The organism is Methylobacterium sp. R2-1 (assembly GCF_014191355.1).
GTDB lineage: Bacteria > Pseudomonadota > Alphaproteobacteria > Rhizobiales > Beijerinckiaceae > Methylobacterium.
Genome location: NZ_JACHWM010000006.1, coordinates 134,308 through 148,555, shown reverse-complemented (window position 1 = coordinate 148,555; position 14,248 = coordinate 134,308). Strand labels below are relative to the sequence as shown.

Genomic DNA, 14,248 nt, shown 5'->3' with positions numbered 1-14,248 from the left:
GGTCGCAGGGCGAGCGGCGGCAGCAAGAACCTCTCGCGCAGCCCGAGACCCGCCCCTAGGCTGCGGAATGCTTCCTCCCCGCTGCGTGCACTACATCGGATTCAAGGACGATCGCTACTGGAACGCCTTCCGGATCTGGGGCGGACCGGTGATGATCCATCGGCGCTGGGATCGCGTCGCCAAGCACGACATTGGACCCGACGATGTGGCCATCTTCGCGGAAGGAGATGAGCACCAGCCGCTCGCGGAATACAACGCGACCGACATCGACGAGCGATGGCTATGACGAACATCATCCGCCCCCACTTTGGCGGCTGCACCCGCGAAACCGAGGCGTTCGAGGCACCGGACCCGCACGAGGAGTATCAACCGCTGCACGTCTACGGGACCGCAGCGGGCTATCTCGTGGCTCTGGTGCAGGATGCCCGTGGGCCCGAGGAGCCATGCCTCAAGGTCGTGGTTGGCGCCGCCAGCAAAAACACGATCGAGGCGGTGGCGGTACTGCCGCCCACGGACGAGGGCCGTGTCGACGCCGACATGGCTGCCATGGCGGTCCTGCGCGCACTGGAGATTATCGAAGCAGGACGATGATCCCTGCTACATACAGCGCATTGCCGCTTTTTATTTTGCCGGAAATTCATTCATCAACTTCGCAACTGCAGTGCTCGGCAATGATTTGTCCGCTTTTCGAACCGCGAACGGACCACATTGCGACTGCCACGCCGTCTGCGTTAGTCCCAAATTTAAACTTAATAATCTCTCCAGATCTTTGGCAGTTTACGCCCTTGATCTGATTTATCCCGCAGTGCGAGCTTAGCTTACTCGCATCATAGACTTCATCACTTCCGCTCGACTCGTTATAGTGAGGATCCTCCTCTGCCAGAGTGGGGCAGCAGACGGCTAGCGCACACACAGAAGTCGCAATGATGATACGAAACGACATCAGTCTAGTATGACACGAGCGTGTATGCTTTTCGAGCACTGTGCTACTAATTATTCCTATGGCATGCTCCGAGGCAATTCTGGATATACCCAATAATTTACGATTGTGCGACCGGCAGCTCATCCACCTGCGTCGTGTAGCGCGGCGTGCGCATCTCGAACTTTGTCAGCCAGGCGCGTCGCTGCCGCTCCAGGCCAGCGCCAGCATGTTGTTCGCCCCTACGACACCCATCAGCACAGTCGCTGCATTCCCCGCCTTTGAAGTTGTGCTCGGCAAATTGCGATGGGATCTCCGGGGAAGGCGGGAACTCCCGCCGTGTTGGCGGAGTCGCTGAGAACGAGTGGGGCTGAAACGGCGGTTCGCGCAAGCCCGTACGGGAGGAAGGCGAGAGATGGAGCAGGATACCCCACCGCTCGATCGGACGGCTCGGACGATCGCTGAAAGTGTCTACTCCGCCTACATGCGCCAAGCTTCGGGCGAGTTGCATCCTCAAACGGAGCAGACACTTCTAACTCGTCTCGTGGAGGCAATTCGGCCTGAGGTCCCGGGCGGCACACCGCGCGACATCATCGATGCAGCCAATGAGGCTCTAGATGCGTGGGAGCAGCAGAGCGGCGGAGTCCGCGGCCCACGCGTCAGCGTTCTCGATCGTGCCGACGGTTCGGTGGGAATGGAGGCAGATCGCACCTCATAAGGGCACGAGCCATCAGCGATCACCGAAGGCCAGGAACTAGCCGATATGGAAGGCGCCAGCGCACAGCTGGAGAAGATTGGCGAGCTGTCGCGCTTGGCTACCTTGGCTGCCGAGCGCATTCTTGAGGCGCAAATCACCGACCGTCCGCTGTCTCGGGACCTCTTCAAAGCTCTTGTGTGCGCTGCTCAGCTCCTCGAAGATCACAACGCACCTTGGGCGCCGCTGGTAGAGCAGGTTCTATACGAGGCCGGCAAGCGCTTCAGGGAAGCTGATGCTGCGCGTGAAGCAACAGACCGAGAGCCTGAAGGCGACGGCGTTGTCGGCAGCCTCACGCGGTTCTTCAGTGGCTTTCGACGTAGCTAGCGCGGCGTGCGTCTTGAGGAGCGGTGACAGTCCCACGTGCAACCGCAAAAGGAACGAAGTTGATATGTCCGCGACCGAGCTGGAGGATCTCAATGCCGCGCGTCTGGCGCTCGTGCGGCAGCGAAACACAATTGCCAAGCGGATGGGTGCGATCGAGTTGGCGCCGGTCTCTATGGCCGAGGACCTCACACGCATTCTGCTAGCGATCGAAGTCGTTGATCGTGCGCTGGTAGATGCGGGGCAGCCATATATGCCGGCCGACGTTTGATCGGCTGCGATGCCGCCGGTGCCATCTTCAGGGAGTAGAATAACGGTGGGCTAGGTATGAGATTGCGCAAGACCGGAGCACCACAATGAAACCGGCTCGGGCCCGCCTCATAGCGCTTGCGGTGATTTTAGGTGGCGCTTCGGCAGCGCCCTCGACTCTGGCTTGGGCTCAAACGGCCCCCTCGCCCGCAGTCAACAATTGGGCCGAGTTCCGAACCGCGCTGGCATCCTGCTGGACGGTGCCGGCAGACACGGAAGGCTCGCAGATCGCCTTCCGTTTCGGCCTGAACAAGACAGGGGGTATGCGGGGCCCACCGCTTGTCACCTCACGTCAGCTCAAGGGCGACCAGGTTGCGCGGAAACGCTTCGAGGATGCCGCCTTTGATGCGCTGTCTCGGTGCTTTCCCATGAGGATCACTCCCTCATTCGGAGCAATCCTCGGCGAGAGCCCCATTAGGCTGAGACTCGTCAACACCCCACCTACGACAGCATACCAGATCAACAACAACATCACGATCTTCGCGCCACAAACGGACCTTCGCTTGTGGGCGGTTGAAGTTCCGCTCTTGGAGCGAGACCGAACCAAGCCTCGGCCGAGACCTAGGATGTCGTAGCTGGCACGCTGGCGCGCACCTGACCTGCGTTTCATGTTGCGGTGCAACAGATGGGAGCGAGGGCCGTTGTATAGGGGCTACCCTCGCATCGACCGGTGAGGGACGGCATCGGGGCCTTCGCTCGTCGAGTGAAGCCAGGATGCTGCCACCTCATCGAAAGTCCTATCCCGATGCGCTTCGCAGCCACATTCACGATCCTCGCACTCGCATTTGCGCCACTGCCGGCGCTGGCCTCCTCTTGCGCCGAGCAGATCGGGACGATCGAGCGCCGCCTCGACAGTGCGGGTGCCGTGGAGATCACGGGCCTACAGCCGGGTCATTCGCTTCAGACCGGCTCGCCCCGGAGCGTGCAGGGCGCTCGGCTCAACGCGCCGAGCGACCCTAACATGGTCTCGACGGCGGACGGTGTGGCAGCGGCCAGGGCCCTTATCATCCGTGCGGCGGACGAGGACCATCGGGGCGACAAGCGAGCCTGCGAGAACACCATGACCGAGGCCAAGGGCATGATCGGCGCGCTGCCGTAGCCTGACCCCGTCGCAGCAGGCAGAGCCCACCACGAAAGCACCCTGATGACCGGACATCTGGGGATTGCCCCGACACGTTCGCTGGGACAATCCATTGACCGGCCGCGCGCGTTGACACGGCGGTTCGGCAACGCTGCCGGCAGCCGAGCCTACGACTTGTTCGTTCCCTCCGGATATGAGGGGGCTCCCCTTCCGCTGGTGGTGATGCTGCATGGCTGCTCGCAGTCGTCGCGCGACTTCGCCATCGGCACGGGGATGGACCGGTTGGCGGAGGAGCAGGGCTTCCTCGTTGCCTATCCTGACCAGCCGAGGTCGGCCAACATCGCCAAGAGTTGGAACTGGTTCAGGGACAAGGACCAGAATCGCGACGAGGGCGAGCCCTCCATCCTCGCCGGCCTGACGCGTGAGATCATGAGTGAATTCAACGTCGATCCAGCCAGAGTCTACGTCGCTGGCCTGTCCTCAGGTGGGGCTGCCGCCGCGGTCATGGCGATGACGTATCCGGACATCTACGCTGCCGTGGGCATCCACTCTGGATTAGCGAGTGGTTCGGCAGGCTCGATGTCCGTGGCCTTCTCCACGATGCGCCGAGGCGCCTCGCTCCGGCCGCAGCAGGCAACGCACCCGGTGCCGACTATCGTCTTCCACGGAGACCGCGACACGACCGTCTCACCGGTCAACGGCGACCAGGCCATCGCCCAGGCGCAGCCTGACGGGGAACTGAACATCACCACCGTCGAGGGGCGTTCCGACGGCGGAATGGCGTATACGCGAACGATCCTAACCGAGCCGGATGGCATGTGGTCGTCGGAACAGTGGGTCCTGCATGGCGGCGGTCATGCTTGGGCCGGCGGCCACCCGGCCGGCTCTCACACCGATCCGATCGGTCCCGACGCGAGCCGTGAGATGTTACGGTTCTTCATGACCCACGCGAAGGACGGCGGAGCGTACTGACACTGACTGCCCGTCCGGATGAAACAGCCCGAAATGGTTCCTGAGGAGCGTCCCTTGGTCGATCTACGCATCCACCACCGGACGACCTACCGTTACAGGCAGCCTGTGGAGCTTGGACCGCATCGGCTGATGTTGCGCCCGCGGGAGGCCTGGGACCTGAGGCTCCGTTCGAGCGACATCACAGTGACGCCGGATGCGACAGTGACCTGGGCCAACGACGTTGCCGGGAACGCGGTCGCGACCGTTACCTTTGCAGCACCGTCCAGCACGCTCGTCATCGATAGCGCAGCTCAGGTTGAGCTTTCCGCGGCTACCTATCCGGTCTTCGACATCGCCGCCTCGGCCATCTCGTTTCCCTTCCGGTACTCCGACGACGAGTGGACGGACCTCGGAGCCCTGACGGTTCGGCAGTACCCTGATGGAGACTGCCTACAGAATTGGGCGCAGGGGTTCGTTGCGGGCTACCCAACCGACACTCTGTCGCTGCTCAAGGACATCAATGCCGGAGCGGGTGCCGGGATCACCTACCAGGCTCGGGAAGACGAGGGCACGCAGTCGCCGAGCCAAACCCTGTCATCAGGTCTGGGCTCATGCCGGGATCTGGCCACGCTCTTCGTCGAGGCGGTCCGTAGCCTTGGCTTCGGTGCGAGGGCTGTGTCGGGCTATCTGTACGACCCCACACGTCGCCTGCTCGGGTCGGCCGATGCCGGGTCCACTCATGCTTGGGGCGAGGTGTACCTACCCGGCGCAGGCTGGGTCACCTTCGACCCGACGAACGGCAGGGTGGGCGGCGCGAACCTGATCCCGGCCGCTGTGGCGCGCGACATTCGCCAGGCCATGCCGGTGACGGGCAGCTTCATCGGGCCTGCTGATGCCCTCCTGGATATGTCCGTGGCCGTCGAAGTTCACGACTAGCGTGCCGCTGAAGCGGCACATGGCTGGTAGCAAGCTCTAGCTTGAGCGAGTTGAGGCAGCCAATCCCTTCGCCGCCTAGCTCGCCGCCTCGCGCGTCGGCAAATCCGGGAACGAGATTGTCACGGTGACACCGGCATCGTTGCGGATGTCGATGTCGCCGTCGATCTGCTGCACCAGCGAGCGCACCAGTCCATAGCCGAGGGACCCCTCTCGCACACCCGCCATGCCAACTCCATTGTCCTGGATCACCAGTTCGATCCGACCGGGCTGCGCCGGCGAACCTGGGCGCGGATCGTGCCGGAGCGTGGGGACGGGAACGCGTACTTGACCGCATTGGTCACAAGCTCGGTCACCGCCAAGCCCAGCGAAATAGCCCGGCTGGTTCTAACAAAGATCTCCTCCTCGACCTGGGCCTCCAAGTGGATGCGATCGTCGCTGGGCGCGATTGCTTCCAACGCAGCGCAGAGATCGGCTACGTAGCTTCCGGCATCAACCTGCTGCACATGGTCCAACCTACTCAGCAGGTCGTGTGCTCGTGCCATCGCGTTGAGCCGCTCCTGGGTCTCGGCGAACAGCGCTTTGACACCACCACCGGCGCGTCCGGGCCTCGCTCACGCAGAGCGCGGATCCTGTCGTCTCAGGTGGGCAGACCGCGCGGCTGCCCCGCCCCCTGGATGAAGAGTGTTGCCGGCAAGCGACGTTCGCTGCTTCGGGGGCTTGGGGCCGCTAGGCAAGATCCTTGGGCACAGGATTCCGAAAACCTTACTGATCTTTCCGCTCATTAAGGCTTTTTGCGGCCTCCATCACCTCAGACTGGCCTGGACCGAAGCGACTGAGAAGCATGTTCGCTGTGTCTTGAGAAATGTAGTATCTTTTGTTTATTTCTTCCATTATTTCTACAAGATTACTTGCACTACATTCGTGACCCTTCAACGCGGCAGCAAGAGTGTCCGCCGTAGCCATCATCGTGAGATCGTGCTTTATCTCGATAGTTGAAGGAAGTCGCATTTTTCGTCCGAAGCGTAGCATTGTGGACATGGTCGCAGACCTTCTATTAGATATTTTGTCGCTCATAGTCGATATAAGAAAAAAATAGATTACACCTATTATCTCTAATAGACAACGTTCCGGGATATTTTCCGTTCCTGCATCCAGCCGTAAATGTCTCATAAAACATGCCGGTTTTTATCAAGAGGGAGCAACCGTCGGAGGTCTGACAATGCATGACACTTTCTGGCTGTGACTTCGAAGGGAGCCAGTGGGCGTGTATGCGCGACACAGGCTCGCGTCTAACCATCTCATCAGGCAGTCAAATTTAAAAACACGACTCGCAGAGCTGAAGTAGCATAAATTTATATTGTTAATAGATGATTTTCATAGGAACAAAAACATTCTATCACTCAGGGTCTCTTCAATTTGATATAGCGCAACAGCCGATATCTGAGTTCCAAGTGACAAACCTGTAATAAATACTTCGGATTTCGAGACTCAAAGTCCGCCGATTTTCGAAGATAAAATTTTGCAACGGCTTGAATACGGTATTTCGATCACTAAATAGTGAATTGAAAAATGTCCGATCATAGAGTCCGAGGATCAATCTGTGAGCATGACTGCGTTCAGGCTTTCGCGCCTAGCTGGCAAATTCAAACCGGCAAATCAAAATCAGATGATTTCGCGCTCCGATAGAGAACAGCCGGAGAAAAAAGCTGAGTCTAAATCAACCCAGCCGGGAGTTTCAAGTTCGGCCTGGTACCATGAGGCGGCTATTCGAGAAGAACTCGGCCGAAATCTCAGCAAGAAGCGGTAACGTTACATGTGCGGTGCCAGCAATTATATACTTGTATTGCTGTTGAGGACATAGCTGAGAAAATCTTAAAGCCATGGAGCAGATCATGACACTCCCAAGGTTAAACGGCCTAGAATACTACTGGTTCGGAAAAAACCAATCAATCGTTTCGATTTACGCACACCATCGACACATGGAAATCGACCCAGCTGTCGCAGATGTAATTCTTGCGATAAAAAATGATGCAAAGTCCTGCTATACAGGTCCTCAATCGTTACGGCGGCTCGCTGAGCGCTTAGATAACGAAGCTGCTGACGCTACGTTCATGGAAGCCCTGTCAGCGCTTGACGACGGGAAGCATGTAGAAGCTAGCCGTCGCGTGGAGGCGATGCGCTGTCTTTCAACCCGTTTTCTCACCGCGGCCGATGAACTTCAGGCGGCGAAAGAGCAGCTTGTGATTTGATGCGGGGTCTATCCTGTCCATCGCCACGGTAGTCGCGCTTTAGCGCATTTGTGAAATTGGATGTGATGACCAACTTTGGTAAGCGCCAACTGCTCAAATATCTCGGTACGATACGTGGGCGAGGGAATCTGACAATTGGGAATGGCCAGATCAATCTCGGCATCGTCAGTTATGAGATCGACAGCTATCTCGACCGAGAGTTATATTCTGCAGACGGCCAAATCGAGGGCAATACTGCGCATTTGATGCGAGCCTTCGAAGCCGGCGCCGCACGGATTTTCTTGTCTAGAGATCGATCTGTCGAGGTTGTACTCGCTGACCCGGACGGCAGTTCAGCGGTCGAGGTTGTGATTCAAGGCCGTCTTCCGCTTTGATCTTACCTGAACTTGGGCTTCCTTAAAAGGCGACCACTATGTTCCGAAAGTCAGTGCGACCGACAGCCTTGCTTGTCGCATGCCTTCTATCAGTATCTTTGGCAACCAGCTGCAGGGCTCGCGCGGAACTGCTCGCACCAAAGGTCGAGGCTGATCGGTCTGAAGCCAAGCGGATCACCGATATGAAGGCGCGGGGTGAACATGCTCAACGCTTGGCGGAGGCCCGCGAACGCCGCTGGGATCGTAAGATGAAGGCCGTCAGTGAGAGCGTCTGCATTGGCTGCTGAACGCAGTTCCGCGTTGCGGGAAGTTGGCCACATCAGTGGCAAACTTCCAGTTATGTTCCGCGATTGTCGGTTCTTTCCATTTTAGCTGGCAAGGCCGTTAATCGGCTACGACCTGTTGATGATGTGGCTGACGTTTACAGCTCCGCTTCCTCCTCCGTAGCCGACGTCCGAGGCGACTGCAGCAAAAGTCCGGAAGGAGTCGGAAGCGGTCCCTTCGCCAGCCTCGATCACGGACTCCTCGTCCCGCGCTCGATGCACGGCGCTCGCACCACCTCTGAGGCGGTTTGCTTGCACGAAAAACCCCGCTGCGGCTGAGCCGGGCGGGGCTGGAGAGGTGCACGCAGGGGGCTGATTGCGCGCAGCGGCGGCTCGGGCAGCCGAGAATGGATTGTCGATGAGCTGAGTAGCGGGATTGTGGAGAAACCCCACGACACGCCCACGCTCCGGGACATAGAGTGTGCCGGAAAGCAGGGCGACTAGCTGAGGCTTGGTGATCGGCACCGGGCGAGGGATGCATGGTTCGACCGATCCGTCGAATCCGGACAGTCAGGTTGGTATGGAGAGAGCGCACCCCAATAGTGCGGCTGCTCGGACCGGATGAGGCGGATGCTCATCTCCGCCCTCAACGACAACAAGTGCGATCGCCGGGGTCCAGTGTCGAGCAGCCTAGCCACACGCATTTGACTTGTGTGCAGTCAGCGTCGCGTGCGGATCAGAAATTCCCAGCTCGTTTAACGTGCTGAAGATTTCACGATTGCAGCAGCCAAGTTCTTTGTAGAAGGCGCAGCCGCTATCACTTTTGCAGCGGACTTCTTCGGCTTTTTCGTCTCGCGATTGCCGCGTTTCTTCTCACTAGCCATGTAGCTGGTTCCTTCGGCGCGATGTGTTGCAGGAAGGCACGTTGAGATCGGCTAGTTTAAGACCCTTACCGAGACCGCCAGCGGAATGCTGCCGGGCCAGAAGCGAGCGATGAAGCGCTTCCTATCCCAAAGCTCGATTGGGTGATCGCTGAGGAGCGCTAAGGCGTAAACCTTGGCTTCAACGTCGGTCTTTGCTTGGACAAAGCGTCCAGGTCCTTCACGGCCAGCACATCCGACATCATAAAGACGGTACGAAGACGACAAGCCGCCGCGTTCGCTCAAGTGGATGACGTCTGCCATGTTCTCCGCCTGCTCAATCCAGGCGGGGGCATCATGTGCCCTCAGCCACCGGAGCCTGAGGGTCGCTCTTCCGGTGGTGAAAGCATCCTGCGCTCTTCAAACGGATAAAGATAGCCCGTTGAGATACGCCGCAAATCCTGAGGGGTGAACTGTGCGTCTCTAACGGCCGGCCCCACTGCTTGGGCGTACATACGCGCGAAGGCTCGTCTCTAATGAGGGCCGGTCAGCTCTTGGTCGAACTTCTCCCCGCGCCGGGCTGTGATCTACGCCTGCACATCGTTGATCATGTGGATGTGCGGCCGGCCTGGTTCGAGCCGGAGCCGCCTTATGGATGCCAACATAGGCAGACCTGAGTCAGGCTCGCCACACTCGGATGAGCCGCCAGTGGGCAACACCTCCGTATTTCTCGCATTGAGGGGCACCGTGCTGTCGAAACTTGTCAAGGTTTGGCTATCAGGCTGATCCGGTCATCTCGTGATTGATCGCCGTCATGCTGCCCGTTCCCGCGCCGTCGTTTCGAAGCACCGTGAGATTTTTTTGCGCTCCTCGCGACCTATGCCAGGCTCCTCAGTGGGCTACTGGTTCTCGTCTGGGCAGGGGCATAAGCCCGCGCAATCGGAAGCGGCAGGCCGCCATGCCAATCCGGCGCGAGCACCGCTTCTTCTACCCGATCGACTGGCCGCAGCTCTCGGCGGCGATCCGCTTCGGCCGTGCGAAAGGCCGGTGCGAAGGCTGCGGGCGCCGGCACGGGCGAACGGTGTTCCACTTGGGCGACGGACGGTGGTGGGACGAGGAGGCGGCATCCTGGCGCGACGGAGCCGCCGGGCTCGTCTGCATCGAGACCGGCGCGGCCGACGTGCTCAGCGAGAGCCGAACGACGCGGGTGGTGCTCGCCACCGCGCATCGGAACCACGACACGGCCGACAACAGCCCGGCCAACCTCGCAGCGTTCTGTCAGCGCTGCCACATGCTCCATGATCGACCGGAGCATCGGCGGCGACGCTGGCGGACGCTGTTCCGGCGGAAGGCGATCGGCAACCTGTTTCGCGGTCCCTACGGCTGAGAGGAAGCTACACTATGCGGCGTGTCGGCTTGTGAGTGCTCGCGGTCGTGCTGGCCTCGGCTGGCGGTGCCTTACTGCATGCGGGGTTTGCCGCCTACAGCGAAGGTCCTCTTGGCACGTTCCATGGGTTGCTCTGCCTTCTGACCGCCGCCGCGATCTACTAGCACAAGCTGCGCCTGAGATAGACGAGATCCCCCTTTCCCCCAGAATGAGCGGAACGAGGGGGGGACGCACCAGCCGCACGCGAACGGGGTGAACGCGGCAGCCGGCGCGCTCGCAGACGGGAGCCAGGAGAAGGATCCAGGCGAATTCCCGGATGCGCAGAGATCCCTAAGCAGCGCTCGTCAGGCGCTTTGTGTTCTCGGCAACGTGCTCGCGGTACCGCGCGACGACCGCATCCAGTGAGCCGCCCAGCATCAGGCTGCCGGTCGCCTCGATCAAGGCGCTGATCTTCTCGCTGACCATCTGAGATGCCTCGGCCTGCGCCGCAGCTCCACCCCAAGACATCTTCACGAGGCGAAGCTCGACCACCCTCTGTGCCTCGAAGGCCAGCATCGCGACGGCAAAGGGATTGTACATGGAGCACTCCGTGTCGGAACGAGAAAGGGCGGCCCAAAGGACCGCCCTCAGGTTGGCGCCGTTCAGAGACCTACTGCCGGGTCTAGTGACGGCAGCCGATCTCAGCGAGCCTGAGCAACGCTGGAGAAGGTCTGGCTGGCTTCGTTGACGGCACGGGCGGAGATTTCGGTGATCGCCTTGCTGTCCTGAACCATGTGCTGCAGGCTCTCACGCATCAGATCGCTCTGGATGGTGGCGAACTCCTGAACCGTCTTGGCGCGAGTCAGCTTGGTGAGGCCGTCCAGGTTGCGCTGAAATTGCTTCTGCCCGAGTTCGAACATGCTGCGCGAGGCATCCTGGAAGGCTTGGCTTAGGACCGTGCCGCAGCGGGTGACCGCCTCGATGTTCTGCTTGGACTGCTGAGCCAGACGCTCGCTGTCTTGGCCTGAGAAGCCCAGGGTCTTCGAAAAGCGATCAGCGGCCTCACGAGTGTGCTGGGAGGCTGTCTCGATGCTGTTCTGCATCACCTGCTTGGTGGTCTCGGCCGCCTTCTCGTGCAAGTCAACGATCTTGTTGATGCCCTCACGAGTTGCGTCGGAGAACTGCTTGTTCTGCTCGTTGGTCTTGTCGGCAGCCTTGTCGAAATTGGCCTTCGCGGCCTCAGCGATGCGCGCGTCCTGGCCGTTCTGCTTGGCGTTGCTGACGTTCTGTTCGATGGCCATGCGGGCTTCCTTCCAGTATTTATGAAGATTTTTTACAGAGCGAGCATTCATATGCTAGCAGCTCGCGTCGTTGGCAAAACAATAGATATTTATTGCCGCACTACACCTAAGTCGTCATCCTCAAGGATATTTCAAGCCCCGGCTGAATGATTTCAGCCAGGCTGAAGAATGGCGAAATTCCTCAGAAATTACACTTAGGCTTTAAGCCGCTGGATGCGCTGCGAAATCATCTGCGGGCTGCTTTCATATCTTTGCACTTGTGGCCTGACTGGTCGGCCGACGCGACGGGCCTAACAACGGTGCATGCCAGCCGGGTGATGGAGGCGCTGCGCCCCCACGTTCTCACCACTTTCGAAAGTCGCCAGTTGGTGATCCGAGACTGGGCGCGCCTCTGCGACGCGGGCGAGTTCGATCCCACCTACCTGCGCTTGAAGAACTTCAATGACTGAAAAGAAAACGGCCACGGAAGCCGGAACGAAGGTGCGCGTACATCCGGCGTCACCCTAATCCCGGCTTCGCGGCCGTGTCCGATCAAGCGACAAGATCGTGATCGGCATGTCCGCCAGTTGGGGGCAGCATGGTTAACAATCAATGAGCAGCCCCGCCGGGCGATCTGCTCCCACCACCCTATGCAAGGACCGGGCACGCTCCGATTTCGTTCAGCGCCCGGAACGTGAGTGAGTAACGTCGTATCAGTTGATCACTTCGACGATGCGGCGAGTGCCCGGTTCGACGAGTACAGGATGCTGGTTCACGATGGTGTAGTTATAGCCGGCCAGTTCGAACTCACGGGGCACGTCGTAGTAGACCGGCCCTTCGTCCGGCAGGACAGTGCCCACGCGAACCGGACCACGAAAGACGAAGGATGGGCGGCGCTCGGCCCGAGCGTAGATGCGGAAGCGCTCGCGGCGGTCGATGCCCAGAATGCCGTTAGCAGTCCCGACAGCCGCACCAATCGCTCCGCCGACTACGGCCCCCAGGGGGCCAGCCATCTCCTCCCCGCGCGAGGCTCCTTCCTGCGCGCCGCGCTGAAGCCCCTGCGCGTGAGCGGAGACGCTCATGCCGGCCACGAGCGTCATGAGGATCGCAGCGACTTTGGTGTACATCAGCTGATACCTGGCAGCACAATCCGCACATCCATGCGGTCGAGGCTGCAGGATCGGCGAGGCAGGGTTAACGAACCGTGACATCGGTCAGAGGTCCCCTGAGAGACGCCGGCTCCGATCAGCTCCTCGGTTTAGCTTCAATTCCTTCGGCGCCGAGCCGCCCCATGCACTTGCGATAGAGCTGAGCACCAAGGTTGAAGGCGAAGATCGGCCGAGAGCAGCCAGCGGTCGACTAGCCTGTCGCTTGAAGAGGGCTCCTGTCGAAGCCCTCCCCGGGACGCCTTACATGCGGTTCATCATCCGGCGATCCATCCGCCGTTCCATCATGCGCCTGTCCATCCGGCGGTCCATCCGCCGCTGCATCATGCGTCGCTCCATCCGCGCCATCTGGACGTGAGTAACGATGGCTGAATCAGCCTGAGCGCTGCTGACCGACAACGGTGCGGCAGACACGGAGCCTGCACTCAGGGCAAGGCCGCCCAGCAGGGCCGCTGCTGCGAGGGCTAGGGTGCGGTTGCTCATGAACTCTCTCCTGCGGAGACCAGCGTCGCCAGTCTGACCGGAAGGAAAGAAGAAAAGTCTCCTTAAGTTCCTGAAAATATAAGCAAATTTCGGACCGTATGGGCATCGGACATGGCTGCTCTATCGCTCGGGATATCTCCCTGCGTTGGTTCTTTCCGCCATGTCGGAGGCTTGTACGGCAGGACGATGAGGATAGTTTCAGAGTGTCGCTGAACCAGCCTGTCCCAACCGATACGGTAGCCTGACTCGATGAGCTGCCCGATCTGCTCCGGGCTGGCGGGGCATGTCGTGCCGTGTCCACACGACGGAGAACCAGTACGCAACGCGGCTCCAGATCTGGAGGCCGGCTTTGGGTTAGGATCAAAACCCAATCAGCTTGACCGTGCGAGGGGCTGCTTGCGACCCTTCGCGGACCCTCGGAAGTTCCGCTTCGCGATGGTTTGACGGGCGGCGGCCAAGGAGCAGACTGGATGTTAAGCTATCATTGGTCAAACGATAGGGCCATGCCAACTATCTTCTGCGTGTTGATATCTGAAACGGGTTTCCATCTGGGTCTTTGCCATCGCACAGCGTTAGACCATCGCCTGAAACCACTTTTCCTATGTCGGACACGCCTCGCTTGATAAGTTCGGCGCGAATAGCCGCAACATCAGCACTATAGAACACGATTTTTGGGCCGCGAGCGCCTGGGCTAGGCTTGCCACGGTGGATGGCGATATTGCAGCTGCCTGATCTGAATTCTTGCCATGCTCCATTTCCGCCGGGAATTAGCTCCAAGCCTATTACCTTATGATAAAAGTGGCTCATCGCTTCGATATTCTCTGTAAAGAATATGACGCGTTGGATTTCTAAATGCACGAAAGGCCCCCATGCCGTTGGTCACTGTAAGCCAGCCATCTGCAATTTTTTTTGCCAAGGGGTCTGTTGCGGATT

Annotated in this window: 21 protein-coding genes and 1 pseudogene; 12 read left to right on the top strand and 10 right to left on the bottom strand. The window is 59.7% G+C overall.

Annotated elements, in window-relative coordinates; genetic code table 11:
- Positions 1–67: 67 nt before the first annotated feature.
- Both FHU13_RS10650 and FHU13_RS10645 read left to right on the top strand, forming a co-directional pair.
- A complete protein-coding gene (locus FHU13_RS10650; protein ID WP_183435825.1) occupies positions 68–286 on the top strand; it encodes a hypothetical protein in 219 nt (72 codons plus the stop codon).
- Positions 283–591 carry a hypothetical protein gene (locus tag FHU13_RS10645; protein WP_183435824.1) on the top strand — a complete coding sequence of 103 codons (309 nt, stop codon included), beginning with the start codon at positions 283–285 and terminating at the stop codon, positions 589–591. The genes FHU13_RS10650 and FHU13_RS10645 overlap by 4 nt, the downstream gene beginning before the upstream one ends.
- A gap of 449 nt (positions 592–1,040) precedes the next feature.
- Here FHU13_RS10645 and FHU13_RS10640 read toward each other — a convergent pair.
- A pseudogene (locus tag FHU13_RS10640) lies at positions 1,041–1,148 on the bottom strand (DUF4113 domain-containing protein); the annotation flags it as partial.
- Between the two features lie 534 nt (positions 1,149–1,682).
- Here FHU13_RS10640 and FHU13_RS10635 point away from each other — a divergent pair.
- The 5 genes from FHU13_RS10635 to FHU13_RS10615 all read left to right on the top strand — a co-directional run bounded on the left by FHU13_RS10635 (position 1,683) and on the right by FHU13_RS10615 (position 5,274).
- Positions 1,683–2,000 carry a hypothetical protein gene (locus FHU13_RS10635; protein WP_183435823.1) on the top strand — a complete coding sequence of 106 codons (318 nt, stop codon included), beginning with the start codon at positions 1,683–1,685 and terminating at the stop codon, positions 1,998–2,000.
- A gap of 64 nt (positions 2,001–2,064) precedes the next feature.
- Positions 2,065–2,268, top strand: coding sequence for a hypothetical protein (locus FHU13_RS10630; protein ID WP_183435822.1), 204 nt, complete (start codon positions 2,065–2,067; stop codon positions 2,266–2,268).
- A gap of 783 nt (positions 2,269–3,051) precedes the next feature.
- Entirely contained in the window at positions 3,052–3,405 is a 354-nt protein-coding gene (locus tag FHU13_RS10625; protein ID WP_183435821.1) for a hypothetical protein, read from the top strand.
- Between the two features lie 45 nt (positions 3,406–3,450).
- Positions 3,451–4,359: a PHB depolymerase family esterase gene (locus FHU13_RS10620; RefSeq protein ID WP_183435820.1), complete on the top strand. Its 909-nt coding sequence runs from the start codon at positions 3,451–3,453 to the stop codon at positions 4,357–4,359.
- Positions 4,360–4,413: 54 nt separating this feature from the next.
- A complete protein-coding gene (locus FHU13_RS10615) occupies positions 4,414–5,274 on the top strand; it encodes a transglutaminase N-terminal domain-containing protein (protein WP_183435819.1) in 861 nt (286 codons plus the stop codon).
- Between the two features lie 75 nt (positions 5,275–5,349).
- On the opposite strand, the gene FHU13_RS27680 is transcribed toward FHU13_RS10615, so the two are convergent.
- Entirely contained in the window at positions 5,350–5,499 is a 150-nt protein-coding gene (locus tag FHU13_RS27680) for a hypothetical protein (protein ID WP_246714600.1), read from the bottom strand.
- A gap of 20 nt (positions 5,500–5,519) precedes the next feature.
- The gene (locus FHU13_RS27675; protein ID WP_246714599.1) at positions 5,520–5,816 is read right to left on the bottom strand and encodes a sensor histidine kinase; all 297 of its coding nucleotides are present in this window, start codon (positions 5,814–5,816) and stop codon (positions 5,520–5,522) included.
- Positions 5,817–6,880: 1,064 nt separating this feature from the next.
- On the opposite strand from FHU13_RS27675, the gene FHU13_RS28555 reads away from it, so the two are divergent.
- The 3 genes from FHU13_RS28555 (at position 6,881) to FHU13_RS10595 (ending at position 7,897) form a co-directional block, all read left to right on the top strand.
- On the top strand, positions 6,881–7,081 hold the full coding sequence (locus FHU13_RS28555; protein WP_409518495.1) for a DUF2735 domain-containing protein: 201 nt from the start codon (positions 6,881–6,883) through the stop codon (positions 7,079–7,081).
- Between the two features lie 73 nt (positions 7,082–7,154).
- Positions 7,155–7,523, top strand: coding sequence for a hypothetical protein (locus tag FHU13_RS10600; RefSeq protein WP_183435817.1), 369 nt, complete (start codon positions 7,155–7,157; stop codon positions 7,521–7,523).
- Positions 7,524–7,588: 65 nt separating this feature from the next.
- A complete protein-coding gene (locus FHU13_RS10595; RefSeq protein WP_183435816.1) occupies positions 7,589–7,897 on the top strand; it encodes a hypothetical protein in 309 nt (102 codons plus the stop codon).
- 1,018 nt (positions 7,898–8,915) lie between these two features.
- Here FHU13_RS10595 and FHU13_RS28220 read toward each other — a convergent pair.
- Together FHU13_RS28220 and FHU13_RS10590 are read right to left on the bottom strand one after the other, a co-directional pair.
- Positions 8,916–9,044: a hypothetical protein gene (locus FHU13_RS28220; RefSeq protein ID WP_281411602.1), complete on the bottom strand. Its 129-nt coding sequence runs from the start codon at positions 9,042–9,044 to the stop codon at positions 8,916–8,918.
- A gap of 51 nt (positions 9,045–9,095) precedes the next feature.
- Positions 9,096–9,344 carry a hypothetical protein gene (locus tag FHU13_RS10590; RefSeq protein ID WP_183435815.1) on the bottom strand — a complete coding sequence of 83 codons (249 nt, stop codon included), beginning with the start codon at positions 9,342–9,344 and terminating at the stop codon, positions 9,096–9,098.
- Positions 9,345–9,978: 634 nt separating this feature from the next.
- Here FHU13_RS10590 and FHU13_RS10585 point away from each other — a divergent pair.
- Positions 9,979–10,407 carry a hypothetical protein gene (locus FHU13_RS10585; RefSeq protein ID WP_183435814.1) on the top strand — a complete coding sequence of 143 codons (429 nt, stop codon included), beginning with the start codon at positions 9,979–9,981 and terminating at the stop codon, positions 10,405–10,407.
- A 330-nt stretch (positions 10,408–10,737) separates the two neighbouring features.
- On the opposite strand, the gene FHU13_RS10580 is transcribed toward FHU13_RS10585, so the two are convergent.
- Positions 10,738–10,986, bottom strand: coding sequence for a hypothetical protein (locus FHU13_RS10580; protein ID WP_183435813.1), 249 nt, complete (start codon positions 10,984–10,986; stop codon positions 10,738–10,740).
- A 101-nt stretch (positions 10,987–11,087) separates the two neighbouring features.
- Positions 11,088–11,738: a phasin family protein gene (locus FHU13_RS10575; RefSeq protein WP_246714598.1), complete on the bottom strand. Its 651-nt coding sequence runs from the start codon at positions 11,736–11,738 to the stop codon at positions 11,088–11,090.
- A gap of 95 nt (positions 11,739–11,833) precedes the next feature.
- On the opposite strand from FHU13_RS10575, the gene FHU13_RS10570 reads away from it, so the two are divergent.
- Positions 11,834–12,136, top strand: a complete 303-nt coding sequence (locus tag FHU13_RS10570) for a hypothetical protein (RefSeq protein ID WP_183435812.1) — start codon at positions 11,834–11,836, stop codon at positions 12,134–12,136.
- Positions 12,137–12,379: 243 nt separating this feature from the next.
- Here FHU13_RS10570 and FHU13_RS10565 read toward each other — a convergent pair whose 3' ends face one another.
- From FHU13_RS10565 to FHU13_RS27365, 3 genes are all read right to left on the bottom strand, one after another.
- Positions 12,380–12,793: a DUF1236 domain-containing protein gene (locus FHU13_RS10565; protein ID WP_183435811.1), complete on the bottom strand. Its 414-nt coding sequence runs from the start codon at positions 12,791–12,793 to the stop codon at positions 12,380–12,382.
- A 282-nt stretch (positions 12,794–13,075) separates the two neighbouring features.
- Positions 13,076–13,315 carry a hypothetical protein gene (locus FHU13_RS10560; protein ID WP_183435810.1) on the bottom strand — a complete coding sequence of 80 codons (240 nt, stop codon included), beginning with the start codon at positions 13,313–13,315 and terminating at the stop codon, positions 13,076–13,078.
- 510 nt (positions 13,316–13,825) lie between these two features.
- Complete coding sequence (locus FHU13_RS27365) at positions 13,826–14,173, bottom strand: VOC family protein (RefSeq protein WP_210287575.1); 348 nt, start codon at positions 14,171–14,173, stop codon at positions 13,826–13,828.
- Positions 14,174–14,248: the final 75 nt, after the last annotated feature.

Coding starts and splice junctions, on each gene's coding strand:
- FHU13_RS27680 (WP_246714600.1), bottom strand. CDS start 5,499: ATGGCGGGTGTGCGAGAGGGGTCCCTCGGCTATGGACTGGTGCGCTCG.
- FHU13_RS10560 (WP_183435810.1), bottom strand. CDS start 13,315: ATGAGCAACCGCACCCTAGCCCTCGCAGCAGCGGCCCTGCTGGGCGGC.
- FHU13_RS10565 (WP_183435811.1), bottom strand. CDS start 12,793: ATGTACACCAAAGTCGCTGCGATCCTCATGACGCTCGTGGCCGGCATG.
- FHU13_RS10625 (WP_183435821.1), top strand. CDS start 3,052: ATGCGCTTCGCAGCCACATTCACGATCCTCGCACTCGCATTTGCGCCA.
- FHU13_RS10570 (WP_183435812.1), top strand. CDS start 11,834: ATGATTTCAGCCAGGCTGAAGAATGGCGAAATTCCTCAGAAATTACAC.
- FHU13_RS10580 (WP_183435813.1), bottom strand. CDS start 10,986: ATGTACAATCCCTTTGCCGTCGCGATGCTGGCCTTCGAGGCACAGAGG.
- FHU13_RS28555 (WP_409518495.1), top strand. CDS start 6,881: ATGACTGCGTTCAGGCTTTCGCGCCTAGCTGGCAAATTCAAACCGGCA.
- FHU13_RS10650 (WP_183435825.1), top strand. CDS start 68: ATGCTTCCTCCCCGCTGCGTGCACTACATCGGATTCAAGGACGATCGC.
- FHU13_RS10575 (WP_246714598.1), bottom strand. CDS start 11,738: ATGAATGCTCGCTCTGTAAAAAATCTTCATAAATACTGGAAGGAAGCC.
- FHU13_RS27675 (WP_246714599.1), bottom strand. CDS start 5,816: ATGGCACGAGCACACGACCTGCTGAGTAGGTTGGACCATGTGCAGCAG.
- FHU13_RS10630 (WP_183435822.1), top strand. CDS start 2,065: ATGTCCGCGACCGAGCTGGAGGATCTCAATGCCGCGCGTCTGGCGCTC.
- FHU13_RS10620 (WP_183435820.1), top strand. CDS start 3,451: ATGACCGGACATCTGGGGATTGCCCCGACACGTTCGCTGGGACAATCC.
- FHU13_RS10645 (WP_183435824.1), top strand. CDS start 283: ATGACGAACATCATCCGCCCCCACTTTGGCGGCTGCACCCGCGAAACC.
- FHU13_RS10635 (WP_183435823.1), top strand. CDS start 1,683: ATGGAAGGCGCCAGCGCACAGCTGGAGAAGATTGGCGAGCTGTCGCGC.
- FHU13_RS10600 (WP_183435817.1), top strand. CDS start 7,155: ATGGAGCAGATCATGACACTCCCAAGGTTAAACGGCCTAGAATACTAC.
- FHU13_RS10595 (WP_183435816.1), top strand. CDS start 7,589: ATGACCAACTTTGGTAAGCGCCAACTGCTCAAATATCTCGGTACGATA.
- FHU13_RS10590 (WP_183435815.1), bottom strand. CDS start 9,344: ATGGCAGACGTCATCCACTTGAGCGAACGCGGCGGCTTGTCGTCTTCG.
- FHU13_RS28220 (WP_281411602.1), bottom strand. CDS start 9,044: ATGGCTAGTGAGAAGAAACGCGGCAATCGCGAGACGAAAAAGCCGAAG.
- FHU13_RS10585 (WP_183435814.1), top strand. CDS start 9,979: ATGCCAATCCGGCGCGAGCACCGCTTCTTCTACCCGATCGACTGGCCG.